The sequence below is a fragment of the Actinosynnema pretiosum genome (genome assembly GCF_024171695.1).
Lineage (GTDB): Bacteria > Actinomycetota > Actinomycetes > Mycobacteriales > Pseudonocardiaceae > Actinosynnema > Actinosynnema pretiosum.
Genome location: NZ_JAMTCF010000014.1, coordinates 50487 through 75391 on the forward strand (window position 1 = coordinate 50487; position 24905 = coordinate 75391).

26 protein-coding genes are annotated in these 24905 nt (G+C 70.8%); 21 read left to right on the forward strand and 5 right to left on the reverse strand.

Annotated elements, in window-relative coordinates:
* Positions 1-138: 138 nt before the first annotated feature.
* The 3 genes from LV78_RS26715 to LV78_RS26725 form a co-directional block, all read right to left on the reverse strand.
* The gene (locus tag LV78_RS26715) at positions 139-1770 is read right to left on the reverse strand and encodes a helix-turn-helix domain-containing protein (protein WP_253848399.1); all 1632 of its coding nucleotides are present in this window, start codon (positions 1768-1770) and stop codon (positions 139-141) included.
* 202 nt (positions 1771-1972) lie between these two features.
* Complete coding sequence (locus LV78_RS26720; protein WP_253848400.1) at positions 1973-2521, reverse strand: hypothetical protein; 549 nt, start codon at positions 2519-2521, stop codon at positions 1973-1975.
* Between the two features lie 61 nt (positions 2522-2582).
* Positions 2583-3800, reverse strand: a complete 1218-nt coding sequence (locus LV78_RS26725) for a helix-turn-helix domain-containing protein (protein ID WP_253848401.1) — start codon at positions 3798-3800, stop codon at positions 2583-2585.
* 128 nt (positions 3801-3928) lie between these two features.
* Between LV78_RS26725 and LV78_RS26730 the strand changes: the two genes are divergently transcribed.
* The 7 genes from LV78_RS26730 (at position 3929) to LV78_RS26760 (ending at position 9168) form a co-directional block, all read left to right on the forward strand.
* Positions 3929-5290, forward strand: a complete 1362-nt coding sequence (locus tag LV78_RS26730) for an ApeA N-terminal domain 1-containing protein (protein ID WP_253848402.1) — start codon at positions 3929-3931, stop codon at positions 5288-5290.
* 878 nt (positions 5291-6168) lie between these two features.
* Positions 6169-6675: a BAR domain-containing protein gene (locus tag LV78_RS26735; protein ID WP_253848403.1), complete on the forward strand. Its 507-nt coding sequence runs from the start codon at positions 6169-6171 to the stop codon at positions 6673-6675.
* Between the two features lie 137 nt (positions 6676-6812).
* Complete coding sequence (locus LV78_RS26740) at positions 6813-7463, forward strand: hypothetical protein (protein ID WP_253848404.1); 651 nt, start codon at positions 6813-6815, stop codon at positions 7461-7463.
* 108 nt (positions 7464-7571) lie between these two features.
* Positions 7572-7901: a hypothetical protein gene (locus LV78_RS26745; RefSeq protein WP_253848405.1), complete on the forward strand. Its 330-nt coding sequence runs from the start codon at positions 7572-7574 to the stop codon at positions 7899-7901.
* Complete coding sequence (locus LV78_RS26750) at positions 7898-8311, forward strand: hypothetical protein (protein WP_253848406.1); 414 nt, start codon at positions 7898-7900, stop codon at positions 8309-8311. The genes LV78_RS26745 and LV78_RS26750 overlap by 4 nt, the downstream gene beginning before the upstream one ends.
* Entirely contained in the window at positions 8308-8613 is a 306-nt protein-coding gene (locus tag LV78_RS26755; protein ID WP_253848407.1) for a hypothetical protein, read from the forward strand. Before LV78_RS26750 ends, LV78_RS26755 begins: the two co-directional genes overlap by 4 nt.
* A gap of 171 nt (positions 8614-8784) precedes the next feature.
* On the forward strand, positions 8785-9168 hold the full coding sequence (locus tag LV78_RS26760; RefSeq protein WP_253848408.1) for a hypothetical protein: 384 nt from the start codon (positions 8785-8787) through the stop codon (positions 9166-9168).
* 246 nt (positions 9169-9414) lie between these two features.
* Here the strand turns inward: LV78_RS26760 and LV78_RS26765 are convergent, their stop codons facing one another.
* Positions 9415-10932 (reverse strand): hypothetical protein, encoded by a 1518-nt coding sequence (locus tag LV78_RS26765; RefSeq protein WP_253848409.1) that lies wholly within the window; start codon positions 10930-10932, stop codon positions 9415-9417.
* 21 nt (positions 10933-10953) lie between these two features.
* Positions 10954-11091 carry a hypothetical protein gene (locus LV78_RS26770; RefSeq protein ID WP_253848410.1) on the reverse strand — a complete coding sequence of 46 codons (138 nt, stop codon included), beginning with the start codon at positions 11089-11091 and terminating at the stop codon, positions 10954-10956.
* Between the two features lie 588 nt (positions 11092-11679).
* Here LV78_RS26770 and LV78_RS26775 point away from each other — a divergent pair.
* The 14 genes from LV78_RS26775 to LV78_RS26840 all read left to right on the forward strand — a co-directional run bounded on the left by LV78_RS26775 (position 11680) and on the right by LV78_RS26840 (position 24795).
* Positions 11680-11838, forward strand: a complete 159-nt coding sequence (locus tag LV78_RS26775; RefSeq protein ID WP_253848411.1) for a hypothetical protein — start codon at positions 11680-11682, stop codon at positions 11836-11838.
* Positions 11839-12190: 352 nt separating this feature from the next.
* Positions 12191-13135, forward strand: coding sequence for a PP2C family protein-serine/threonine phosphatase (locus tag LV78_RS26780; protein ID WP_253848412.1), 945 nt, complete (start codon positions 12191-12193; stop codon positions 13133-13135).
* Between the two features lie 313 nt (positions 13136-13448).
* Complete coding sequence (locus tag LV78_RS26785; RefSeq protein ID WP_253848413.1) at positions 13449-13754, forward strand: hypothetical protein; 306 nt, start codon at positions 13449-13451, stop codon at positions 13752-13754.
* Positions 13751-14071, forward strand: coding sequence for a hypothetical protein (locus tag LV78_RS26790; protein ID WP_253848414.1), 321 nt, complete (start codon positions 13751-13753; stop codon positions 14069-14071). The genes LV78_RS26785 and LV78_RS26790 overlap by 4 nt, the downstream gene beginning before the upstream one ends.
* The gene (locus LV78_RS26795) at positions 14068-14664 is read left to right on the forward strand and encodes a hypothetical protein (protein WP_253848415.1); all 597 of its coding nucleotides are present in this window, start codon (positions 14068-14070) and stop codon (positions 14662-14664) included. The genes LV78_RS26790 and LV78_RS26795 overlap by 4 nt, the downstream gene beginning before the upstream one ends.
* 137 nt (positions 14665-14801) lie before the next feature.
* Positions 14802-15266: a hypothetical protein gene (locus LV78_RS26800; protein WP_253848416.1), complete on the forward strand. Its 465-nt coding sequence runs from the start codon at positions 14802-14804 to the stop codon at positions 15264-15266.
* A 1073-nt stretch (positions 15267-16339) separates the two neighbouring features.
* On the forward strand, positions 16340-16855 hold the full coding sequence (locus tag LV78_RS26805; RefSeq protein WP_253848417.1) for a hypothetical protein: 516 nt from the start codon (positions 16340-16342) through the stop codon (positions 16853-16855).
* A gap of 159 nt (positions 16856-17014) precedes the next feature.
* Positions 17015-17335 carry a hypothetical protein gene (locus LV78_RS26810; RefSeq protein WP_253848418.1) on the forward strand — a complete coding sequence of 107 codons (321 nt, stop codon included), beginning with the start codon at positions 17015-17017 and terminating at the stop codon, positions 17333-17335.
* Between the two features lie 129 nt (positions 17336-17464).
* The gene (locus tag LV78_RS26815) at positions 17465-18253 is read left to right on the forward strand and encodes a hypothetical protein (protein WP_253848419.1); all 789 of its coding nucleotides are present in this window, start codon (positions 17465-17467) and stop codon (positions 18251-18253) included.
* Positions 18254-18331: 78 nt separating this feature from the next.
* Complete coding sequence (locus tag LV78_RS26820) at positions 18332-19042, forward strand: hypothetical protein (RefSeq protein WP_253848420.1); 711 nt, start codon at positions 18332-18334, stop codon at positions 19040-19042.
* A gap of 1016 nt (positions 19043-20058) precedes the next feature.
* The gene (locus LV78_RS26825; RefSeq protein WP_253848421.1) at positions 20059-20784 is read left to right on the forward strand and encodes a DddA-like double-stranded DNA deaminase toxin; all 726 of its coding nucleotides are present in this window, start codon (positions 20059-20061) and stop codon (positions 20782-20784) included.
* A 2-nt stretch (positions 20785-20786) separates the two neighbouring features.
* A complete protein-coding gene (locus tag LV78_RS26830) occupies positions 20787-21197 on the forward strand; it encodes an Imm1 family immunity protein (RefSeq protein WP_253848624.1) in 411 nt (136 codons plus the stop codon).
* 179 nt (positions 21198-21376) lie between these two features.
* On the forward strand, positions 21377-21913 hold the full coding sequence (locus LV78_RS26835) for a hypothetical protein (RefSeq protein WP_253848422.1): 537 nt from the start codon (positions 21377-21379) through the stop codon (positions 21911-21913).
* 1097 nt (positions 21914-23010) lie between these two features.
* Positions 23011-24795, forward strand: a complete 1785-nt coding sequence (locus tag LV78_RS26840) for a hypothetical protein (RefSeq protein WP_253848423.1) — start codon at positions 23011-23013, stop codon at positions 24793-24795.
* The last annotated feature ends 110 nt before the right edge of the window (positions 24796-24905 follow it).

The window sequence follows — 24905 nt, forward strand, 5'->3', positions numbered from 1 at the left end:
ACTCCCGGTGGCTTCAGCGCTCCAGAGCGCACAGCCCGTCCGCGGCCCGGCGGTACAAGAAGCGCCAGGCGCACGACGACCATGGTCAGGACGCTAAGCCGCCGCGCGGCTCAGGGGTTCACCGGTGGTGAACCCCCCTCAGCGCACTCCGAACCGGTTCTTGAGCGAGTCCAGCTCCCACACCCGTCGTCTGGCCCGCCGTGTCAGAACCCCGACCAGCGCCAGCGCCACGGGATCGTTGCGCACGCGCAGGGGCGCGACCTTGTCGGCGGTGTCCAGGTGTCGCAACGCCTCCAGATCGCGACCACCGCCCTCCTGGGCGAAAGCCCGCGCCAGGTCGAAGTGCAGCGCGGCGCGTCGATCGGCGGCGACCAGCGCGTCGGCGTAGCCGGGCACCTTCACGATCCGTTCCGCGACAGCAAGACCCTCTCCCGCCTCCACCGCCGTCGACAGGGTCCACGCCCGCACGTTCGCGGGCCCGAACGAGTACTGCAGCGTGTTCCGCTCCCCGGTGCGCTCGGCCAGGTCGGCGGCCTCCGCGAGATGGGCCGCCGTGTCCCGCGGCCGTCCGGACTTCGCGGCCAGCTGCGCGCTCGCCAGGTGCAACATGCCCGCCGCCTCGGCCGCCGCGGTGTCCGCCGCGGTCGGATCGGCCAGGGCGGACACCTGCCGCAAGGCCGTACCCGCGACCAGCTCCGCCCGCCGCCGCGCGCCGAGCCGGCTCAGCGCCCCGGCGGCGTTCATCGCCGTGAAACCCATCAGCGCCGGAGAGCCCAGCCTGGCCGCCGCTTCCTGCCCTCGTGTCGCGGCGGTGATCGCCAAGTCCGCGTTCCCCAAACTGCGCGCCACCGCGCAGGCCACCACGGACGCCTCGGCGAGCGCGGCGAGCGCGGCACGACGGGCCTTTCCTCGTCCGGTCACAGCGTGAATGTGCAGTTCGGTGAGCAGAGCGCCGAGGTCGCGGCCCGCGTCGACGTAGCGGCTGTGCGCGGCGTGCTCGTTGGCGTTGCCGGCCAACGCCACCAGCTCGGGAAGCGGGCGCGCGGCGATGTCCGGGACGTCGTCCAGGGTCACGTCGTAGAGCGCCACGGAGATGCCCGGCAGCGTCGACAGCGCCTCCGCGCTGGCGTGGTCACCGGGCAGGTAGGGCTGACCGGTCAGGTCCGACACCGAACAGGCAAGCGCGTGGGCGAGGTCCTCCAGCAGACCGCGGCGCACGAAATCGCGCTCTCCGCGTTCGAGCATGGACAGGTACCCCTTCGAGATCCCCGTCAGTCCCGCGACGGCCTGCAGGCTCTTTCCGCGGCGCAGGCGGATCGCACGCGCGTTCGCACCGATCTCAGCGGAGGTCGGCCGCTGCCGCGCGCCACCCGAGGAGCCCATGCATCCACGGTAACCGCCCGGTGCTGCTCCGTACGGATAACGCCGGACATCCGCCCGGCGGCCCACCCGGAGAACCCGCGTGGTCCGGTCGGGATCCGGTGTGCGCGCCCAGGCCGGCGCGACGGGCGACAGCGGGTCGACGTCGACCGGGACCGCCACCGTGCCCGGCGCGGCCACGACCACAGCAAGGCGCGGCCAGGACACCGCGCCCGGCGCGGTGGCGCCGCCTGGGATGGGCACCGCCGGGCGTGCCCAGCGCTCGGCCAGCCGCCGCTCCAGCTCGTGCGGGATGGCGGTAGTGGCCGGCAGCGCGGCCCCCGTCGCAGTCGCCGAGACACCACCCCCACCCTGGTGTTCGCTTCGGCGAATAGACATCGGTAAGGCCACTGTCGACATAGGACTTCAGCTCCGGATCGAGGGTGAGGAAAGGGGGTCCCGACGCCGCATTGGCCTGCGGCGTCGGGACCCGGCGGCCGGACGCTTCTGCGGGGGTGCGGCCCGCCCGGCCCGGTCGGCGGGCCCGCGTCCGGCCTGGCGGCTCCCCGCGCCGACGGTGCCGTCGTGGCCGCGCGGGGAGCGTGCTCTGCCGCTAGGAGGGGGGCGCGGGGCGGGCGGCGTTACAGCGCGGGCAGTGCGCGAGCGGGATCGCCTCCGCGCTCCAGCACCGGTACCCCAGCGCGTCCACGCCCGCGGCGGTCACCGGCACCCCGCGCCCGGCGCCAGCGTGCGCCAGGATCTCGGCGCGCGGGTCGGCGGTGGCCAGCCACTTCCGCACGCCCGGCGCCCACAGCGCCCACGCGCGCCCCGAGGACATCCCGGTGATCCACGCCGCGAGCTCGTCCGGGGTCCACAGCACCCGGTCCACCCGCTCGCCCCACCCCGGCGGGCCGGACGCGTGCGGTCCCCACCGGTCGGCGACGCGGCCGTGCCAGTGCACGCCCTCGCACGGCCTGGCCGAGGCCAGGACCTGCCGCACGTGGCGCAGGTAGGGCCGCGTGGGCGGATCGATGTCGACCCCCGAACGGGGTGTGGCGGTGCCCGACCGCCGTCCGCCGCGGCCGAGCACCGCCGCACCACCGGGCGACGGTGGCGCGCAGCGCCCCCACGCCACCGTCTCGCCCTTCCGCCTTCCATTCACGCCGGCGAGGCTATGACCGGCGCGAACGCAGAATATTCCCGAGAGGAATATCCGGAAGGTTTCACCCGATCCGGGGAAGCTCCATCCCCATTCGCCGCACCAGGGACCTCATGTCCCTACCCAGAGCAGAGCGGACCATCGCCCGGCCGCTCCCGGCGATCGCCTCGCGGGCGAGCACGTCGTGGCGCAGCCGCTGTGGCGCCAGCTGCTCGGCGGCCAGCAGCCGCTCCAGTCCCTGCTGCGGGCGCCCCGCCTTGATCAGGGTCCGGCCCACCTCGATCTGGAACTCGGCCGCGCGGTTCGCGCTCGGGATGGTCGACAGGTCCACCCCGCGCGCGGCGCGCAGCGCAGCGCCGATCTCCCCCAGCTCCAGTTCGATGCTGGTGGTCCAGATCCCCACGTTGGCCGGGCCGAACCACAGGTGGCCGAACGTGCCGGTGCCGCCCTGCCGCCCGGCCAGGGCGGCCGCCTCGGCCAGGTGCGTCTCGGCCCCGTCCCGGTTGCCGGAGGAGGCCGAGGCCAGGGCCGCGGACAGGTGCAGCATCCCGACCATCTCGGTCACCTCGCCGTCGTCCATCGCGGCGGAGAGCCGGTCGACGCTGGCCACGACGTGCTCGTACTGCGCGCCCCGGTTCGCCGCGCCGATGCCGTCGGCGCGCAGCCACGCCGCGTACCCCAGCCACTGCGGCTGCTCCAGCTCCTGGGCGCAGCGCCGCACCTCGCGCACGGCGATCGCGGTCCACCCGCGCGCCGGGCCGCCAACCCGCTTGCACACCCACGCCGCCGAGGACAGCACCCCGATCAACCCCACCAGGACCTCGGTGCGGCGGGCGGGCAGGCGGACGTACGCCGCGTGCAGCTCCCGCAACAGCCCCGGCACCAGCCGCCCCTGGGCGACGTAGTCGGCGTGCACGTGCCGCATCTGCACCAGCGCGTCCAGGTCGGCCTGGATCGCCAACCACGGCCGCACCTCGCCGCCGGGGTCGTCGCCCAGCTCGTACGCCTCCAACGCGGTCTCCACCGCGATCAGCCCGGCGCGCGCCGCCGGGTTGGGATCGCGCTGCCAGGGCCGGTCCACCAGGTCCTCCACCTGCACCGAGAGCGCGCGGGCGACGTTCTCCAGCAGCGCGCGGCCGGGCGAGGCCAACCGGCCGCGTTCGAGCTTGGACAGCGTCCCCTGGCCGCACCCGGCCTGATCGGCCACCACCTTCTGGCCCAGCCCCTGTGCGGCACGCAGCCACTTGATCTTGTCCCCGAGGGTCATGCCGCTCTCGGTCACCAGTACCTCCCGGTCGCCGAACGCCGAACCTATTCCAAGGTAACCGCCAGTCCCTGCGCCACACGGGGCATCCGGCGGACCCGCCGTCCGGCAGGCCGCCAAACGGGCGCTCTGCCAGGCTGTGCCTCGTGACGCGACGGCTGTGGGCAGCAGAGGAAGAGGTCCAGGGCTCGTGGACGCTGAACGGGCACGATCATCCCGGAGCCGCACGCCTGCGGGCCGGGCACACTCCCACGTGCGTGCTGTACCAGGCGCCCGGCAGCGAGTACCCGCGCGGCCACCACCTCGAGGAGGTCGTGCGCGGAACGCTGCGCTCCGGGCGGCAGGTCGTGCTGGAGCAGGTGAGGATCGCGCACGGCTTCCCCAACACCACCGAACTGCTGGCCCGCTACGCGCTGGTAGGCCACGAGGTGCCGCAGGATCTGCTGTTCGACGTGATCGAGTTCCAGGTGGGCGGCCTCACCGAACTGTCCGGCGTGCTGCCCCTGGACGAGATCAGCATCCCGATGCCGCCGCTGGACAGCGGCCAGACGTTCTCCGCGCGCTGGTCCCCCGCAACCACCCAGTGCTGGCAGCGCGGCGACGACGAACTGATGCTGCGGTTCATCCCGACGACCGACTACCACAACCACCACGCGCTGACCCTCACCGCGTCGCCCGTGGTGCGCGTGCGGGGCGCGGCCCGCAGCGTCGAGCAGTGGCTGGAGCAGTACGTGGTACCGCTCGCCGAGCTGACCACCCTGGCCACCGGTCAGCCCCAGCAGGTGGCGTGGCTGCTGGTGGGCACGACCGGCGAGGGCACCTCAGCCTCCGAGGCCAGCAGCCTCCAGGCCCTGTCGACGCAGGTGTTCTGCCGGGAGATCCAGCTCCAGCAGGGCTACACCTCCGCGGACCCGGACCCCGACAAGCGGATCAGCGACACCGCCACGAGCCTGATCCCCCTCGGGCCCGGCGGAGCGGACCTGGGCACGGTGCTCGACGGATGGAAGACGCTGACCAGCACCCACATCCACCTGGGCGACTACCTGAAGCTACGGCGCACCCACCCCGACATCGACCACCGCGGGCGCCTGATGCACGTGTTGCCCGCGCTTGAGGCGTTCCACGACGATCGCCACGGCAAGCCCAAGGCAGGCAAGGACGAAAAGCGCCGCACGGAAGTGCTCACCCGCGTCTGGGATCTGCTGGGACAGCTCGGCGAACGGGCATCCTTCCCCCAGGAGGACATGGACTTCCTGGAGGGCCGCCTGGCTCCCACCGACGGGGACACGCTGGCCCGCCGCTACAAGCGGCTGGCCGAGGCCAACGTGGACCCCGAGCTGAGCACCGTGCTCGCCCGCAAGGCCACTCCCCTGCCCAAGGAGCTGATCCTGCAAGGCGAGGCCGTCCACGACTCCGCCTGGGGGGGGCGATGGGCACCGTGCGCAACAGGGTCGCCCACGGCAAACTCCCGATCCCCACACCTCTGCAGATCACCACCGTGGTGCTGATGGCCCACACCCTGGCCACCGGCATCGCCCTGCGCGAGCTGGGCGTGCCCAGCACGGTACTGCGCGCCAGCATCGAGCAGGGGATCTGGCGCGTGCTGTAGGTCGCGCGTCACTGCGACCTCTGGTGTTCCTCCGCGTCGCCACGCCGATCCCCTGGTAGTGCGGCGTCGGCATCGTGCTGGGCGCGCAGAGCCGCCAGGTGGTGTGCCACGGTCGCGCAGTGCCGCAGACGCGGCCCGCCCCGACGGGAGGGAGGACCTGAGGGGGGCGCTGCAAGAACTCACGCAGCCGCTCGTCCGTCAAGGCTGGGGGCAGGGTTCAGCGACCGGCGAGGGCGGGAACAGCCAGGGGCGGCCAGCCCTGCGAGCGGGTGGCTCCGGGGTAGTCGTGCCCGTCCAGCGTCCACAAACCTGGACTTCTTCTTGGCTTTTGGACCGGCAGGCTTCAATACTTCCTGGCCTTGGCCGAGGACAGCGCCGCTGAGGGCGCGAACCGACACGAAGAGCTGTCACCGACCGGTCCGACCACCGGCAAGGCAGGACCTGCCGATGAAGAACACGCCCCGACTGCGGCTGGCTGCACAGCCGCACCACGCGTCGGCCTGCGGCCAGGAGCCCGACCTCGCCGACCACGGCTTCTACTACCAACTGCCCTCGCTGTGCGCCCCCGTCGAGGACGGCCGCCCGGCCGGTCGGGGCCCCGGACACGGCTGGCCGGGCGGCCGTCCTCGACGGGGGCGAGGGCGCTGGGAACCTGGTCTGGGCGCTGCTGGAGGAGCGCCCGATCGAGCGAGAGGCGGGCGGCGACGCCTGCGCACCTGGCTCGCTGCTCTGCTCGAGCAGTGCCGCCCTGTCGACTGACCCCGTCCCCGAGGAAGGATGACCGTCATGACGGTGCCGATGCACCCCGTACAGCAGCAGGCTCTGCGCCGCTTCCACGCGAACGTGGAGGCCGTGCGCACCTCGTCCGCTGTCGACGACCCCCAGGTCGCGGCGATGGCCGACGCCCTGGAGTTGCTGGCGCGGATGGAGGAGATCGGCCTGACCGAGCTGCGCCTGCCCGCCCTGGCCGACGTCGAGGAGCGCATGGACCGCCTCCGCGAGGCCCTGGATCGGCGCGTGCGGGACCTGGAGGCCGTCGCCGCCGAGCGTGCCGCAAGCAGCAAGGTGCGGGAGCTGCTGGCCGACCGGATGCGGGGCCTGCCCTCGGCCGCCGCCGAGCGGCCGGTCGAGCGCGCCGCGACGGCGGCGCTGGGCGCGCTGGCCGAGTCGGTGCGTGCCGGTGCCGCCCCCTCCCCGGTCGCCCTGCGCAGGATCGGCACCCTCGTCGACCTGCTCTCCCCGCCTGCCGGGGACCACGAAAGCCACACCCCGCCCCTACCCTGACCCGCGTCCCCCTGACCGGCGTCGCGACCTGCGGCCATGACCAGCCATCAGCCCGGCACCGGCCGCCCCGCCGCGTCCGGACGTTCGCGTGGCGAGCCGACAGCGCGCCGCCGCGCCCGCCCCTCGAGGAGTTGTCCATGACGCGCCCACCGACCGGCCTGGCCCGCCCCGCGGGGACGGTGTTCGCGCTCGACGAGCACGACGCTCCCGACACGACCTCGGCCGAACGCGGGCTGCTGGTGTGGCTGTGCGCCAGCGCGCGCATGGCCGTGCACAACCACGCGCTGGACGTCGGCCAGGAGCGCTCCACGCGCGCGCACCTGTGGTGGTTCTCGGTGCTGTTGGCCCACGGTCGCCTGTTCACCCCGACCCGCGGGGAAAGCGATGACCTGGAGTACGGCGAGCCCGGCACCTGCTACGCCACCGCCCACTCCAACACCTGCGGCACGGGCCTGCTCTACGTCGAGGGGTTCGCCGACCCGGGCTCGCCCGCGTGGCTTGCCACCGAGCACGCCTGGTGCGCCCGTCCCGGCGGGCGGCAGGCCCTGGACCCGACCTGGACCCCGCCCGGCAGCGCCTACCTGGGCATCGCGTTCACCCGTGGGTGGCGGCAGGACGCCTACGCCGAGATGGGCCATCCCGTCCCCCTGCTGTCGGCCGACCACGCGGTCGGGCGGCGACTTCTGGAGCGGGGCGTGCCCGAACACGCCGTGGAGCCCGACGTCGGCCGGGCGCTACCGGAGAGCCTGCGCACCGTCCTGACGCAGGTCGGGGCTCGGCCGCGCTGACACCGGCGGGCCCTGGGCAGTGACACCGCCCCGAACGGGGGCGGTGAGGAGAGCAAGCCAGCCCGCTCCCGTTCGGGGCGGGCGGGGAACGGACGAAGGGGAGGTCTCATGGAGTGGCGCGAGCACGTGCTGCAGGGCACCGGTGGTCGACTGGCCGGTCATCTCACCGAGGCGGCCGAGGAGCTGGAGCGGGCCGCCGCCGCGCTGCGCGAGGCCGCGCGGCAGGTGCCGTTGGTCGGCACGCCCGCGGGGCCCCGGCACGCGGGCGTGCTGGCCGGTGGAGCGCTGCGCGCGGTCACCGTCGCGCTCGGCAACCTGCCGCAGGGCGCGATCGCCGAGAGCGCGGCGAACTGCGACCGGGAACTGGAGCTGTCCCCGGCAGCAGGCGGCGCCACGTCCGCACCGCACGACCCGGACACGGCGGGAGGGCGAGCGTGAGCGTGACGCACGAGGTCGGCGAGGACGTGCTCGCGATGGTCGAGCACGTGCTGCGCACCCGCGAGGTCGACAACACCCGGTACGGCCCGCGTGGCCTGGGCGAGCACACCGCGCGCGAGGCGGCGCGGGCCCTGGCCGACGCCGGACTGCTCCACCCCGCACCCCGCCGGGAGGTCCCGCCGGAGCTGACCGCCGAGCAGGCCAAGCTGCTGGTGCTCCGCGGGTTGGCCGACCGGCGGGACAGGATCGTCGTGGCCCAGGCCGGCGTCCTGTTGCTGACCTGGTCCACCGCGGTCCGCGCCTACCTGCTGGTCGACCAGCACGGCACGCACTTCCAGGGCGCCGACCATGCCCAGGCCGCGGCCGCGTTCACCGCGCTCGCCCGCGACGGCGGACGTGCATCGGGATGACGCGGCCACCGGACCTGTTCACCATCGCCCTGGTCAAGGGCGCGGTGGAAGGCGACACCACCCGGCACTTCGGCTCCCTGGGCGGCCTCGAGCAGCATCTCGCGGTGGCCCGCGCGGCGGGACTGCTGGAGCAGGACGGACAGACCCCGACCGCCAAGGCGCGGGCGCTCTACGACCGGCACCGGCTGCACGCGCTCCCGCCGGGACGCGCCTACCTGGCGTGGAGGGAGCACCCACTGGTCGACGCCGCTCTGGCCGACCTAGCGGACACCGAGGCGAGCACACCCCAGGAGAGCGCGTGAACCACGCCCGTGCGTGAGCGGACGTGCGGTGCGCGGCGACGGCGCGCACGCTTGAAGAACCCGGCCCGCCAACCGGCGCAGGAGTGCCGAGGGGCCAGCTGCGGTCGGGGCGGTGACGCAGGCGAGGCACGACACCGACATTGGACACAGGACACAGAGGAGCGGCGGACGATGGGCTACAGCTACTACGCGGTGGACACGGGTTTGGCGGCGGTGGAGCGGTGGGCCGGGCACGAGACGGGACTGCACATCGGCTGCGCATCGGCGCACTGGGAGTTCCTGTTCCGCGCCCACCCGGACGAGGGGCTGGTGGACTGCGCGGCATGGCGTGCCCTGCTGGAGCGGCCGGGGGTGAGGATCATGGCCGAGTCGGGCTACGAGGTGCCGCTGGAGCAGTTCTGGCCGGAGGCGATCCTGCGCCCGGCGCAGGCACCCGGCGGCCACCACGCCATGAACTCCTGGAGCGACCAGTGGCGCGCCGACAGGCAGCCGACGGGGCGGGAGCACTGGACCAACACGCATGGGCACCCGTTCGAGGCACGCCCCTTCCACTGACCAGCGGGCAAGTCCCCTCGGCTCGCCCGACGCGCCCGCCCCCGCCGAGATCACCGACCCGGCCGGGGCGGGCCTGCCGAGAATTCGCCACGTCACCCGCGGAACGCTGAGTGATCAGCAACCCCTGAGCCCGACACCGCCGACGCGACCGACGCCGACGACCGCACCGCCGAGGGCGGGACGAACACGCCCACCGCCCCGCTGTCCTTCCGGCGCGGCGACGAGAGGCGGAAGGCACTGACCGGTTTAGAGCGAGGGCATCTCCGCCTCGTCGTCCAGATCGGGACCTGGGAACGACGTTCTGCGTCCCAGGACGGCTGAGTCGGGAGCCGGGCCGATGTCGACCGGCACGATCTGCTCCTCGGCGGCCAAGGCTTCGGCGACTTCGGCGGCGTTGGTGATCCGTGCTCGGGAGAACGCGACGTAGAGCGGGTCCACCGGTACCAGCACCTCTCCGACGGGCAGGGTCAGACCGACCATCTGAAAGTCGATCCGCCCGCCGTGACCGGTCTCGAGGAGGTCCATGTAGAGCCGTGCTTCCTCGGCGGTGCCGATCTGGTGGCACACCGTGGTGCTCAGCGGCATGGAGACCTCGTCACCGCGAAGCAGGCCAGCCAGGATGGCGATGTTGCGTTCGTCGCGGCGTGACCAGCGGGCGGGCAGCGGAAGCACCACGTCGAGTTCATCACGGACGAAGACGAAGTCCTGCAAGATGCGGGCGATCGGGGCGAAGGCCCCGGTGGGGTCGCGGGTCTGGGCATCGAGGTCGATCTGCTCGGTGCCCAGCACCAGGACCATACGGGGCGCCTGGTCCAGGGAGTCGAGGACGGTAACGGTGCGCAACAGCGCCTCGGGGTCGACCGAGGCGGCGTGCTGCTCGTCCTTGGGGCCGTACTGCAGCAGCATGCCGACGTTTGAGCCCCGCTCCGGGACGGGGCGATCGATCCGCAGGCGCAGCCGCAGCACGCCGGTCGAGTCGGTGCCGTGCACATGCATGCCGAGAGAGCCCTCGATGGCGTAGTGCAGGGTCAGGTGCAGCGGGCGCCCTATCGTGCCATCGATGGGGCGGGCGCGCAGCGTGGCCGCACGCGGGAACCCCGCGGTGACGCGCTGCTCGGGAAGCACCATCCCCATCTGTTCCCACGGGAGGTTCAGCGCGGTGATCGCCTCGTTGTCGACGCGGTTGATGTAGCCGGGCTCGATGACCGTGCCACTGCCATAGTGCAGCGCGGCGGCGACGGCTTCAGTCACGGCAGGCCCCGCCGGGTCATCGTCGACGACTCCGAGGTGGATCTCGATGCGCTGGGGCGGGCTGGCTTGCTTGAGGTGCACGAACACCGAGTTCTGACCGCCGCGGGAGGCAAAGTCCAAGCCCCAGACCGGTGAAAACTCGTCGGACCGGCTACGCAGAACGTCCAGGCGCTTGGGCAGGTCCGGAACCCCACCGACCAAGCCAGCCTGTTCCTGGCAGAGTTCGCGCTGCATGTCGATCACCTCCTGGTGTGGGGTGGTCAACATGTACCGGGCGATGTCGGGCCGCTCGGCGAGCTTGAGCTCCAACCAGCGCACATCGCGGAACACCATCTCGAACGAGTTGCGATAGCGCCCTTTCAAGCTGTTGAACCACTGCAAGTCCCCTGGGGTCGCGTGCACCGGCGCAACGAGCACCCACGAGGAGGTCTCGGTTCCGACGAGCTGCTTAAGGGAGTGGACGACCTGCGCGCGCTGGGACTTGCCCAGCTTCGTCCAGCTCTTGAACTCCATCGCGCAGTGGATGTCCTCGATTTAGGCGTCGCGGCCACCATCGCCTCCGGAGCCGTTGATCGTGCGCACCCGGTCGCCGTACTCCGCGTGCATGAGCAAGTCGAACAGCTGCTCGGCTTTCTTCGGTGATTCGGCCAGTTCGTCCCAGGGGATCCGCACGGTCGTCATCCTGCCGCCGTCCGAGGCTCTGCCACGCACGGCGCACCGGTTCGGCGTGCACACCGTGAAAATGCGTCACCCCGGCGGGTGCTCCTGTTGCGGTCTGTGGGGAGAACTGGGGTCTCGCCTGCACGTGGTGGGTGATATCTGGACGAGCGCGCCGGAACGGGAACGCAGAAACATCCCCACACCAGTGGGGATTGCCGACCACGTGGAGGCGTGGTCACTCCCTCGGCCCTGCGGATTCCTCCTCGAAAACGATGCGCGTTTCGCGCGCTGCGGCGTGCTCGACGTGTCAGTAGCCGGGACACGGGCCCCGTCCCGGAGCGGGGCGGCGTGGGGCCTGGTCCGGACGCTGTTGATGGGTACGTTGTTGCTGTTCGGCGAGTCGGGCGGCGCGCTGACGGGCCTCCTCGGCACGGGGCGCGGTCCGGCTCTTGGTGTCGGCGGGCACCGGTCCGGTCGTGTGCTGGGCGACGGGCCGCTCGCCGCCAGCAGGCTTCTGTTGGCCGGTGGCGGCCGCGCGTTCGAGCTGGTCCGACGGGCTGGGCGCGGGCACCTACTCGGTCACCCGCCACCGGCTGCACCGTGGCGGGCAACTCGACCTGGGGCGGGCTCGTCCTGGTGACCACTGGCTACACGATGGTATTCCTGATGCCCGGCGCCACCGCCTCCAACCCGGTGCCGGTCCCCGGCCCGCCGTCGCTGTCCAACCCATGCCTCGCCCAGGTCGCCGCGTACGCCTGAACCCAGGCCAACCGCACACCGCACTGGAGCACCCCGGCCAACCCGCTGCAACGCCAGGTCCGCTGGCGGTTCACCACCGACAACGCACGCGTCAAACTCCGCCACCTCCGCACCAAGAGTTAGCCGCGACGTTCTACTGGTCCGTTCTGCTCGGCCGGTGGGGCGTGGAGCGGCGCAAGGTGAGCACACTGCGGTCGGGGTACGCGGCGATGAACCGCCGGGGCCGACAGCGCTGGTTGGTTGATGAGTGTCGGACAGGCCCCGGCGGAACCCCCGCCGCCCCTGCGGGCCCCGGCCGCAGCGTGCTGCGCACCGCCCGTCCACGTCCCACACCGGACGGAGAGCCGAACCCATGCCCGATGCGCCCCGCACGATCACGCTCACTGAAAAGTGGGGGATTCTGCACAAAGTGCAACTACAGCCTGCCGCCAGCCTCAGCGGCTTTGAATTCCAGCGTGTGTTTAGCACTCAAGAGGAGCAGGAGGTGCTGCTTCGTTGCTCCTGCGGCTGGAACATGGTTGTCGCTGACGCGTCATCCTTGACCAACGCGCTCGACCACTTGGAGCGCGACTCAGGCCTCCCCGTCCACAGGGTTGGCATTCACACCTCCATCGGATCTCGGCAGTGCAATGCCGACTCCTACGCCTGCGCTGTAGACGATGACACGGGGATGGCAGCGTTCGCTGTCGCCGATGGCATCGGTCAACGCCCGCACGCGGCGAGGGCTGCGGCTGTGGCGGCGACCGCCGCTGTGGCCTGCGCTCTGGAGGCCCCGGACTCGTACGCGGTGACCGGCCTGATGAACGCACGGGACATCCTGACCGAGGCTGACCTGGTCTACGATGGCGATACGGTCATGGTGCTCGCGGTCAGCCGTCCGACAGCGACCGGACAAGACATCACCTGGGATCTGGTCTGGGTCGGTGACTGCGTCGCGTGGCTGGTCAATTCCACCGGGGTCACCCGGTTGACCACCCCACACACCGAAGGGCAGCAGTTGCACGAGCTCGGGTGGCCGGAATTCCATGCCTCCCAGCACGACAACATCGTGCTGACCACCGTGGGCACCGCCGACCGCCTCCCCCACGGCAACGCCACTGTCACGACCGGCACCGGCAGGCTCATCCTGGCCAGTGACGGGATCGGCGATCTCGCGAAACAGCAGGGCCTCAAGTCCCTGTGTACCGATGTGGTCGACCCGCAGGCTTGTGCGCAGCTGCTGGTCGAGCGGAGCACAGAACATCTGCACGCGGACAACGCCACCGCGATGGTGATCGACTTAGTGTCCAGGCACTGACCTGTCCCTCTTGCCGCGAAGCCGGACATGTCCGGCTTCGCGGCGTTCGTCCGCCTGAATGAGCCCTGGCACACAACAGGGATCTCACTCCGACAAGTCGCGATGCCCCTCCGCTGTCAGCCGAGCACGCCCTGGAGGCGGGCATCGACCGAGCGCTAGCGGAAAGGCTGCGTAGCGTCTTGGGGCAAGCTAGTGCTCCGCCACATCGTGCCGTGAAGCCTGAGAATGTGATATCGCCTTCGAGGGGGCAGAAGAGCGCAACCGTTGTGCCCCTTGCTTCGGTGGAAGCCGAGAACTGATAAAGGGAGGTCTGATGGAGTGGCACGAGTACGTACCGGAGGACACTGGCAGGCGACTGGCCGGTCACCTCATCGAGGCAGTCAAAGAGCTGGAGCGGGCCGCCACAGTGCTGCGCGAGGCCGCAGAGCAGGCACCGCTGGCCAGCATGCCCGAGTGGCTCCGGCGTGCGGGTGTGCCTGCTAGCAGGGCACTGCGTGCGGTCACCGCCCACCAGTGGCCCCACCATCGCAGCATGCACTTCCAGCACGATGACCACGCCGAGTCCGCCGCCGTGTTCAACGCGCTCGACCACGTCGCAGACGTGGTGGTGTCGGTATGACCTGGCCACCGGACGTGTTCATCATCGCCTTGGTCAAAGGTGCGGTCGAAGGTGACCCGACCATGCATTTCGGGTCGCTGCTGGGTGTCGGGCAGCATATGGCGGTGGCCCGTGAACTGGGGTTGTTGCAGCAGGACGGACAGACCCCGACCGACAAGGCGCGACAGCTCTACGAGCGACACGAGCTGAACAAGTTGCCGCACGGACGCGCCTACCTGGCTTGGGCGGACTCCCCGCTGCTCGACGCTGCCTTAGCCGACCTGACCAACCACCTCAACCACCACCCCAACACGGGCGCACCTAGGGAGAACACATGATCCGGGAGGAACGAACGCCCACCACCCACAAGCAGGACAGGGCGTTCGCGCCCACGACGACACCGAACGTCGTCCTGCGGGCAGTACCGCAGGTGGCCGCCGACGCGATGCGACCTGCGCCCGACCACCAAAGCCCAGTGACACCGCGCGAAAGCGTGCCCACCCTTTCGACGCAGTCCGCCGATCCGGGGCAGGATACCGAGAGCACAGGGTTCGCGCAGGCCGTCGCGACGGTGAAGTACCAGCTGACCTTCGCATGTGAAGAGCAGCCCCGTGTCTTCGAGCGCGACCGGATGCTCGGTGAGGACATGCCCGATGCCTACACACCCGGCGCGACGGTGGTGGGTGAGTGGTACGGCGGCGACGTGCTCGAAGACGACGCCCCGGTCGAGCAGTGGTTGGAGCACTTCGCGCGGATGGCCGTCGGCGAGGCGGTCCACGAGGCGCTGGAGTGGCTCCGCGTCCACGACAGGCCATGGTTGGACCCGCACGGACCGCACGAGAGGAAGATCCACCAGTTGACCGAGGAGTTCGTCGCCCAGCTCGCGGCGCTACGCCACCGGCAGGCGGACACACCGGGGACAGAACGGTGACCCGCGGGATCAGCGCGAGCATCGAAGGGTTGGTACCGGACCCAGGCAAGTCGCTGCCGTGCCCGACCTGCGGCCAAGCGCTGCAGGAGCAGGATGACTGGGTGGCGTGTGGCAACGACCAGTGCAGCATGTGGGGAATGTCGCTGTCGGTGTGGTCGGTGCACCGCAGGCTGGTCGCGGCGGGCAGGGACGCGCCCGCGCCGGGCGCGGGCTGGCCCAGGCCGCTCTACGACGGGCTGCCGCACACCTACCTGACCCCGGTGGCGGCCGGGCGGGCGTGGTGGCGACACGTTGACGCCCTTCGGCTGGAGCAGTGCCAGACGCAGTGGTTGTGCCAGGTGTGCGGGCTGCGGCTGGAGCACCAGGCCTGGCTGCTAGTCGACGCGGGAGGCTTGGTGCTGATGTCCAGCGCCCTGCACCGGCGGTGCGTGGACCTGTCCATGGCGCGTTGCCCCGCGCTGAGCATCGAGCAGCCGACCGAACGCCAGGTCGTTCGGGAGCAGATTCTGGTCAATGGCCGTCCCTGGCCGCTGGTCTACGCCACGAACCGGCCCGAAGGCATCCTCCCCGCTCTCTGGACCCTGGCCACGCCGATAGCGTGAACGCGTGTCCGAGAAGGGGCATCGTGGCGTAGCGGGTTGCGCGCGAGGCAATGACTGGTCACGAACCACATGCGGCTTCGCGCCGGGCGCGCCACTGCGGCGCTGACCGGCTTCCGCAGGACAACGGCGGCATCCGGCACCACACTGGTCGCGCATCCGGGCAGGAACAAGGGGGACTTGCAGTGGGCTGCAGCTACTACGCGCGGTGGACCTGGGCAGTCCAGTAACTGCCGGATCGCTGACCAGTTCCCCCTCAGATGCCGGGCCGGAGTCCGGCAGCAGCGGCCAGGTCATCCACAGCCCTTCCCCACCCCTAAATCGGCGCTCCGCCTCAAATCCAGGTAGCCAGCACCAGACTGCTACTTCTACGGCACTTGTCCGCGTCCACTCGGTGAACCGCAGGTCGGCGGCCTGCCCTTCCGCTCTCACGCGGAACGGAGGCCGCAGGCCGCCGCTTAGGCCGCCATCCCCTTCAGCCGGAACAGGCACCGTCGCCACCTGGGCTTCCTGCATGTCCAGGCCGACGACCATCGTCCTAAACAGTGTCGACGTGACGCCGTCGATGATCCGGCCGCGCCGCATGTGGCCCACCGGATACCAGCCAGCCCCAGGCCCGGCCGACAAGGCCGACGCCGCTGCGCGGTCGCTGCACGCCCTGGGCTATGAGAGCGATGAGTTGTTCAGCGACGCCACGCCCGAGGACTTCCGCGGTCGTGCCCTCACCGCCCTGGCGCTCGCGCCCGTCAACGCGGGCACCCCCTCCTTCCGGGACGGAAACCGGACCGAGGGGGCGCCTGCCTGGCTATCTGCAGAAACCCCTGACCGGGCTGCTTGCCATGTCCGACTGGTGCGCCCACCACGCCCGATCGGTGCGGTGGCACCGACCAGCTGTCCTGCGGGGCCAGCGCGCCTCCCGTCAGGTGGCGCGCCGCGCGCCGACTCCAGCAGGCCGCCGGGTGGCGGTCAAGGCCACAGCCGCTGCGCGGTCGGCTTCGCCGAGCCCTGACCGCCCACCCGGCGGCCTGCTGGGGAGTGCGCCCGTCCACGCCGACCATCTGCCGAGGAGCGAGACGATGGGCCAGACGACACCCGAACAGCAGGCGACGACTCGGACCTGGGACTCGCTGAACTACAGCGAGGCACACGGGATGCGCCACTTCCTGGAGCACGATGACGACCTGGGGCGACAGGCACGCCTCATCGCGGGCGAGGACCACGACCTGGCGCTCTGGCTGGTCGACACGGGCAGGTACTTCGCCAGCCTGACCGGGATGTTCCCGGACGACCTGGGCCACCCTGGCTGGCGCGAGTGGCGCGCGGCCGGTCTGAGCCCGCAGGTCGCCGCCCACGTCGCGCTGCACCTCAAGCCGATGGCCCGCATCGTCGACGAGCACCTGGTCTGCCCGGTGTGCGGCAGCGCCGATCGGATCGTCGAGCGCGACGTGGCCGTGCGGCACAACCCGTTGCACGTGACCGAGGGCAGCATCTACGGCGGGTTGGACAGCTGCGATCACGAACACGACAGGTTCCTGTGTCAGGCCTGCGGCATCGACGTCCGTCTCCCCGGCCGCGTGGAGGACCGCAGCTGAACCACGCGCGCCCGGCCGACGGCCCGCCGCGTGCATCGGGCCGGGAACGCCTGACCTGCCCTCGTCACCGCTTCGTCGACGCCGCGTGGTGGCGCCGGGACAACTGTGCGGCAGCACCACCGCGCCCATCCATCCCACGACAACCCACAAGGAGGACCCGTGAGCACCGACGCAGAGGAGTCGATGCGGGAGTTGGCCGCTTCGTTCGAGATCCACAACATGCTGTACGGCCTTGACATGCTCGTGGCGAAAGATCCCGCCGCGCTGCTGATGCTGGGCAACGGCAAGCCCCCCAGCCGAGAGGCGTTCGCGATGGCCGTGCGCGTGCTCATCAAAGAGGCGGCCGAACGAGTGCCGGGTCTGAAGGAAGCCGTTATGCGTCGGATGGACGCCCTGCCTGAGGGCACCACCGTGACCCTGGAGACCTTGGGGCACGCGGTGACCCGCTGCGCCCGCACCCTGCTCGCCCACGGGCACTGACCAGCCCGGTGGTGGTGCCCGAGCAGTCGCAGGCACCACCACCGACTCCCGCCCCACGACACGCGAAAGGCGAAAACCGTGACCGCGCCCCATACTCCCCGGCCCTGCGTCACACAGGTCCCCGAGCCCGTGCTCTGGGACCTGTGCGACGCCTCCACACCGGAACACCCCGTGCGACTGGCCGCCGACATCTGGGGCTACAAGGCCACGGGGACCGGCGGCTTCGAGGTGTACTGCCTGTTCCTGGAACGCGAGGCCAGGCTCTTCCCGGCACTGCTGGTCTGCACACCGGGAAGCAGCGGCGGATGGACCGTCACCGGCCCCGCCGACCCCGTCACCGACGAGATCCCGGCCGAGCGCGACCGCGTCGAGCAGGAGGACCTGCCCGGAGCATGCCGTTGGCTGGCCGAGGTCCTGGCCCGGCCCGAGTACCGGTGGGCACGGGCCGTGGCCTTCATCCGCAGGCACTGGCCCGGCGCCACGCACGTGGTGCTCTCCACGCGGGAGGATCGGCTGACGGTGCTGAACCGGGTCTACGCCGGGGAGGTGACTTACCGGCGCACGCTCTGGCGGCGCGGCGACACCCACGGCCCCGGCATCGACGTCGAGCGTGACGCGAACACGCTGCTGAGCAGCGCCGAGGGCGCGGGCGTGGACCCGACCGCCTCCGGCTGGACGCCCGTGGCCAGCCACGGCATGCCTGCCACCGTCTGGCTGGTGGACCTGGACCAGCCGGTGGCCATCGCACCGCCCGAGTCCGATCCCCGCCCGGTGTGGAACCAGCACAGCAACGACATCGGCGACTGGTGCCCGTACTCCTCACGCCCCCTGACCGTCAGCGAACTGCGCGACGAACACGCGTGCTGCGGCGCGCGCTGCGCCGCCAGCAGCCCCATGCGGGACGACGAGGAGGAGTAGCCCCGATCCCGTCCGACGGGTGGTGCCGCAGTGGCTTCCGGCAACACCTGCCCCACCCCATGACGCAAGGAGACACCCGTGATCGACTTCAAGAACAGCGTGTTCGGCACGGCGTTTGACCCGCCAACCCCCACCCCGGCCCAACTGCGGGAGCTGCGCGAGTCCACCCCCGCCCGCCCCCTGCACCTGATCGCGTTGCCGAAGGTCATCGCCTACCGGGGCGCACCGGACATCGGCGAGGAGGTGTACGTGGTGGCCGCCTCGGGGCGGCGCGCCCACCCCGCGCTGGTGACGAGGCTGCCCGGCACCGGGATCGGGTGGATCGCCACCCCGCCTGTCGCCCCGCACACCGGCCTGCCCCTCCACACCGACAGCACCTACCACACGGACCTGGGCCAGGCGCTGTTCTGGGCCACGCGCCAGGTCACCTCGGCGCGGTTCTACTGGAGCCACGCGGTGGCGCTAATCCAACGACACTTCCTGGACGCCACCCACGTCACCGTGTCCGGAGAGCTGCGCGATTGCCTGTGGGTGCTGGAGGTGTTCGACCACGGCGAGTCGTTGTGGGCGTGCGGCGACGAGGACCACCCGTTCATCCAGGAGGGGGGCGAGTGGGAGATCGACACCGCGCTCAGCGCCGCGTACTGGCGTGGTCTGGACCCGTGGGCGTCCGGCTGGACGCCCACGGACCCCGACCGGACGCCCACGAAGCAGGCGCAGGAGTTCGGCCCTGGGTGGTGTGTCGACCTGACAGCTCCAGTAGTGACCGGAGTTGACGACGCGGCCTGACTGACATGCGATACAGCCCCGGTCAGGCGTGCTGCGCGAGCGCCCGCTCACCATGTCCGAGGAACTGCCGATCGGTGGCCCGCTGTGGATCCGCTCGGCGGTGGTCGAGTTGATCTGCCCGGTTGTGGGCGTGGACAAGACCGAGCAGGGCGTGGGTTGTGGCTGCGTCGACACGGGTTCACTCCGCAGCGTCCGGCTCGGAGGGCTTATGGGCAGCCCACTGCGATGCGCGCGTGACCGGACGAGGGGTATCCGGCGATCGAGGCCAGGGCGAAAGCTGAGGGCTCGGCGATAGCGTGGGTCGACCAGTGTGGGCTGCGTTCCGAGACCGGGCCCGTGCTCTCCCGAGCCGATCGCCACAGGGCTTCGGCGGCCTGACACGGGTGCGCGACCCCTTCCAGGTCCCACTCGATCCAGCCAAGGTAGTCCTTGTCGAGACCGCGACGGGCTCGCGTGCGTCATCTTGGCCTCGCCGGGATCGATGGCATGGGCAGCCGTGTCCTCGTGACCGGTCTCCACGAGCCAGTCCGCACCCCTGGACGGCGACAGGAAAAAGTGGTGCTCGCGCCCACGGGGTGGCTGGTCCAGATAGTCGCGTCGTTCCAGAGGTAGCCGACCAGTGCCTGGACTGCCTCATGTGCCCCAGGGGGCAATCACGGTCATGTCGAAAATTCCTTCCTCCTCTGGCGACGGCGAGATTTCCCCGTAGGGCTGGAGCCCTCCTGCCGGGATGCCGTCCACGTGCCGGGCTTTCGGTGAGCGCGTCGTGGATGTGCTCGGGCCGAGTGGCCGGGGCCCGCCAGCGACATGGCGGGCCCCACCCCAGGCCCGCTGAACTCGGTGCACGTCGCGACGCACACCCTTCAGAGCGGTGAACCGGTCCTAGGCGGCTTCCCCGCATGGCCCACGAGAGTGGTCACCACTGGAACTGTCGGCGGCCCGCTATAGGGTCCAGTGGTGGAACAAAGGTGGGGGTGGGCAGGCGGCGAAATCGTCCTCGTACCAGGAATCCGCTGATGGCGAGCATCGGCGAGGTCGTCGCGGCGTTGCGCCAAGTGATCGAGGACCTCCCGTTCGCGCAGTTGGCGGCGGCGCTGGACGCCGCCCAGGAAGCGCGAGACCTGATCGACGTGGTGGCGCGCGGGTCCGGCCAGGACGAGTTTTTCCAGGTGTCCGAGTGGTTCCGACAGGCTGCCGAGGGCATCGAGGAGATCCAGACGCGGCTCAACACCATCCAACGCGAGGCCACCGTCGCGGCGAACCGACTGGAGGGCGATCCGGCAACCGCCCCAGCCACCTCGGCCGGTCGGACATCCCCAGTCCCTGCGGTCTCGGACCTGCCCGATGTCACACCAGAGGCGTTGCTGCGCAGATTGCCGGTGCGTTCCTCACCGACCGACCGCACCAGCGGCCTGTGGCTCGACCAGGACCGGACGGTGCGGGGACCGGTGCACAGCGGTCGGGGGCAGGCGCGGGAACAGGCCGTGGACGTCCTGCGGCACCTGGGGATCTCTCCGCCCCACGGCACACTGGCCGTGGCCGATCATGTGGAGGTGCAGGTCGCCGCGCGAGTGCGGTCCGAAGGCCTGGCTCGCGCTACGTTGGCGGTCAACAACGAGCCCTGCCGACGGGGCAGGTTCAGCTGCGACCGCGTGCTTCCCAGGGTGCTGGGACCGGGACAGCGACTCACGGTGCACTGGCCCGGCGGGCAGTGCGCCTACTCCGGGAGGGAACCGCTGTGACGATGGTGCTGGAAGTGGCATGGCACAACGACCGGCCGGAGAAGCGACTGGACTCCCGTGAGCAGGTAGACGCCTTCGTGCAGGAGTTGGCGTCGCACGCGCCGGGCACCGTCACCGCAGCCACCGCCTACGCCCTGGCAGGCGAGGACGACGAGCCGGACCATGAACTGCTGATCGGCGCCGACGTGGCACGCGGTGTGGGCGTGGCGCGCTACAGCTGCGCCGAGGGAACCTGGTACCTGACAAACGGCAGTTCCACGGGGGGACCTGTGCTGGCGGTGCATTTCGGCACCCCGGTGGAACTGCCGCCCGACGCCGAGGTGCCGCTGGACGCGGTCCGCGCCGCATTGCACGGGCTTCTCACGCACGAAGGGCGACGGCCCGACGCCGGGAACTGGGTGCAGACCACCTGACCCCCAGCGCGGCGACGCCCCCTCCCGCATCCCGTGCCGCGTGGGCTCAGATCAGCGTGTCCTGGTCGCCGTGACCCCCACGTCGTGTGGAAGGGGCACCGGTCAGGGCGACGAGTTCCTTGATCCAGCCCTTCGACAGCCGCAGACCCCCGGCTGTGGGCGAGCATCCACTCCGTGGCGTGGCGGCAGCGCTCATCCGCGGTCCTGATCAGGGTGTAGCCGGTGTCCGCGGCCAGCGGGGCCGCCAGCTCCACCCGACGGCCCAGCAGTTCTTCCTCCACCACCTCGGTCTGCTCGCGCACCGCTTCCGATGCCACACCGACGATCCGCGTCAGCGTCCAACCCCCGTCACGATTGCTCGCCAAGTGCGCCAGATCGGGCACCTGCCTGGCCGCTGCGGCCCTGCCCGCGAAGGCGGCGCGGCGGAAACCGGGATCGGCGGCCAGCACCTCGGCCAACTTCTGCACCTCCTGCTGAGGCATCGGGGCCGTGGGCATGTCGTCCTCGTCCTGGTCTCCCAAGTACCTGCGGCGGCAGGGCAGGTCTTCGAGCTTGCGCAGGGCACGCGCCCAGTCGGCATCGACGCCGTGCACGTGTACCACCCCATCGCAGACGAACCCGACCTCCAGACGGGAGCACCACCCCTCGACCCCGGTCACGGCCTTGATCAGCCGCTCCCGCAGACCCGGCTCTCCCATGTTTCTGATCGTGGATAGCGCTTCGTCGGCGTCGACCCGCTCCAACTGCACGTACAGCAGGCGCGCCCCGTCCTGCTGGGCGGCGTCGAGGACCTGCTCGTGCGTGAGCTCTCCGGACAGCTCCACGGCCTCACCGGGTAAGGAGGCCACAGGCAATACCGTCACCCCGCGCGCCTCGGCGTCTTCCCGTACCTTCAGAGCCAGCTCTGCCAGGGTGTCCCGGCCAGCCCGCTCCAGCAGGAACAGGCTCTCATGCATGTCGTGCGCAGTGTTCATGCCCACACTGCAACACCCACCCCCGACGAAAACAGCCCGTCAACACTGCCACAGCCGACACACCACCCGATCGTGTCTCCTGGGTACGCAGTGGGGGGGAGGCGGCAACTGGCGAGGAAATGCCTACCGCATGGGCCTGCCGCGTCATCCCCGGAAGGGTGCCGTCCGTGCGCAAGCCGATCCAGCACCCTTGGCCAACCGGGTGCCGACTGGTGTGCCTGTGCCGTGGCCAGCGGCGCATCGTGCCCACACCCACCACAGCACGCCTGGGCGGCGCGCGGGCGGTGACCGGACCGGGTTGTCCGTGATGGTGGCCGGGCAGCGAGGGGCCCCGGCCTGGTGACGGGAACAGGCTGGGGAGCACGCCCGCACCGGCCGGGGACCGGCCCACAACCTACCCGGTCGGCGATCTCCCGACGGGCGAACACCCCCCTGTGCTCTTAGCTGCTTGTCGGACGGTTGCGTGTTCACAGGCTAAGTGCGAGTGACAGGACGAGCCCGGAGGGCTTGGAAAACCAGTCGGGTACCGCCGCCGTGAACGTCGAAGCGACCTCTACAGACACCTCCCCCCACCGCCCGACACGGTTGGCACCCGCTGGGAACGCCGGGGAAAGACGAGACGGAGCCGCCAGCATGGGCGATCAGGCTGACCACCAGCCACCCCAACCTGCCGACAGGCAACCCGGCGTCCTCCGGGAAAGGCGCTCGGCGTCAGCCCACCCCCGGTAGGACCGCGATGACGCCGCCGAGTTCGGGTCGCCACCGAGCAGGACAGCAGGCACGATGCCACAACGTGTGCCTGAAGGTCCGCAAGTGAACGGGAACGGAGCAGAGACCGGATGAGCGAGAGCGATGAGGAGTTCTCCCTGGACAGGCGGCCCGACGGACGCACGGCCACCCCTGCGTCCCTGAGGCTGCGCACGGCCACGCGCGCCTTGCGTCTGCACCTGGACAGCCTGCCCGTCGACTACGACCTGGAAGTCTCCGGCGACCGTTTCCTTGCCGGAGTGGCATTCCTGTTGGCCCGACAGCGTTACGCCTGCGCCGAGTCGATGATCGGAGCCGGTTTCGGCGGCACGGTGCTCGGGGCGATCGCCCGCAACCTGTTCCACGACGGGCTGCGGTGGCTGTGGGTCGGAGATGATCCCGACCGGCGTCGTGCCCTGTTGGGCGAACTGCGCGACGAACGCAACCGCCTGTGCATCAGGATCGAACAGACTAAGACCAGCGTGGGCAACCTGACCCGCTGGCTGATGCCGCTGCCGGATGTCGCCGACCTGACCGGTCGATCGCTGAGCTGGATGGACGCGCCGGAGATACCGGGCGAGCGCGAACTGATCGACGACTTCCTCGCTTACCGCACAGCAGCCCAGGGCGCGACTGACGCTGAGGCGGACCACGCCAAACTGCTGCGCAGGACACGCACGCTGCTGGACATGTCGGGCCTGCGCGGTGCCGTGATGGTCCTGGCTCACGCTGGACACGGTAATCACCTGGGCATGTTGAGCAGCCTGGCCCAAGACGGGGTGGCGGGATGCGACCTGCGCGCGGACCACGAAGCCCTGTTCATGCAGGTGGCCGCTGCGGGAACAGTCGCCGTGCTGCTCGGCACCGCTGCGTCCCTGCCGCAAGCCTGGCCCGCCGACGTGCCCAGAGAGCCGTTCCTGGAACGTGCTGTCGAGCTGACTGCGGACGTCACTGCAGCGGCCACCCCGATCCACAACCTGGACACCGAGAAGCGCCCTGTCCCGCAGACCAAGAACAAGGGAAAGGGCACGAAGAAGCCTCTCCCACTGCTGCGTCCCGGTGTCGTGCTCGACACCGGTGAACTGCTACCCGACGTCAACTCCGTCCACGCGATGAGCGCCGCCGTCGAGGAGTACCACAATCTGACCGGAAGCCGGTGGTTCACCAGAGCGCAGGACTCCGAGCAGCCGGCTCTGCACATCGCACTGACCTACTACGGAGGCCACTCCAACCTCCAAGCGGTGACCGAGACCTACGACAAACCCGGCTCGGAGATGATCGCCCCCTTCGCCGCGCGGATGCTCATGGAGGAAGCCGCCCGTATCACCTGGCGCTACTCGACCGGCGACGGCCCCGAGGTGTTCGCCGCACGAGCAAAGCAGTACTTCGACGACTCCCGCGCCCGACGCAGGAAAACCATCGACACCCTCACTGGCAGCGGCCTGCGCAGGGCCGACGCGGAACGTATCTTCGCCATGCCCGACAATGTCCACGTCATCACACCCCAGGATGAGATCGCCAAAGGTGCCAAGAAGCTGCCGGGGATCGACGGGATGCTCCGGCAGATGGGGGCGCCCTACCCGGAGCCGGGATGGCTCGAAGTGGCCTACTCGCTGCTCAGCCAGATTACTCACAGCACCACCCTGGGACACCTGCACAGCCTCCGCTTCCGCGGACCCACGGCGACCAACGAACTCAGTCCGGAGATGCTCGGGCTCACGCTCGACGTGGCCTGCTTGAGCAGCGCGCACATCATCGGCCTGGGCGCACGATTGATGGCCGACGACAGCGAGGAGGCGGTCGAGTACCAGCGGGCCCTGCACCGTCAGGCCGCCAAGGTCCACGACCTCGCCCGCTGCGTCCACGGCTTGGACTAGAAACCTGAAGACCACCGACCTGGTTTGGCCAGCGGGGTCGGAGGGAAAGCGGTGCCTGATCCGGTGCTCCCCATGAACCATCACGTTCACCGCGTGCGGCCGCGCGCCGC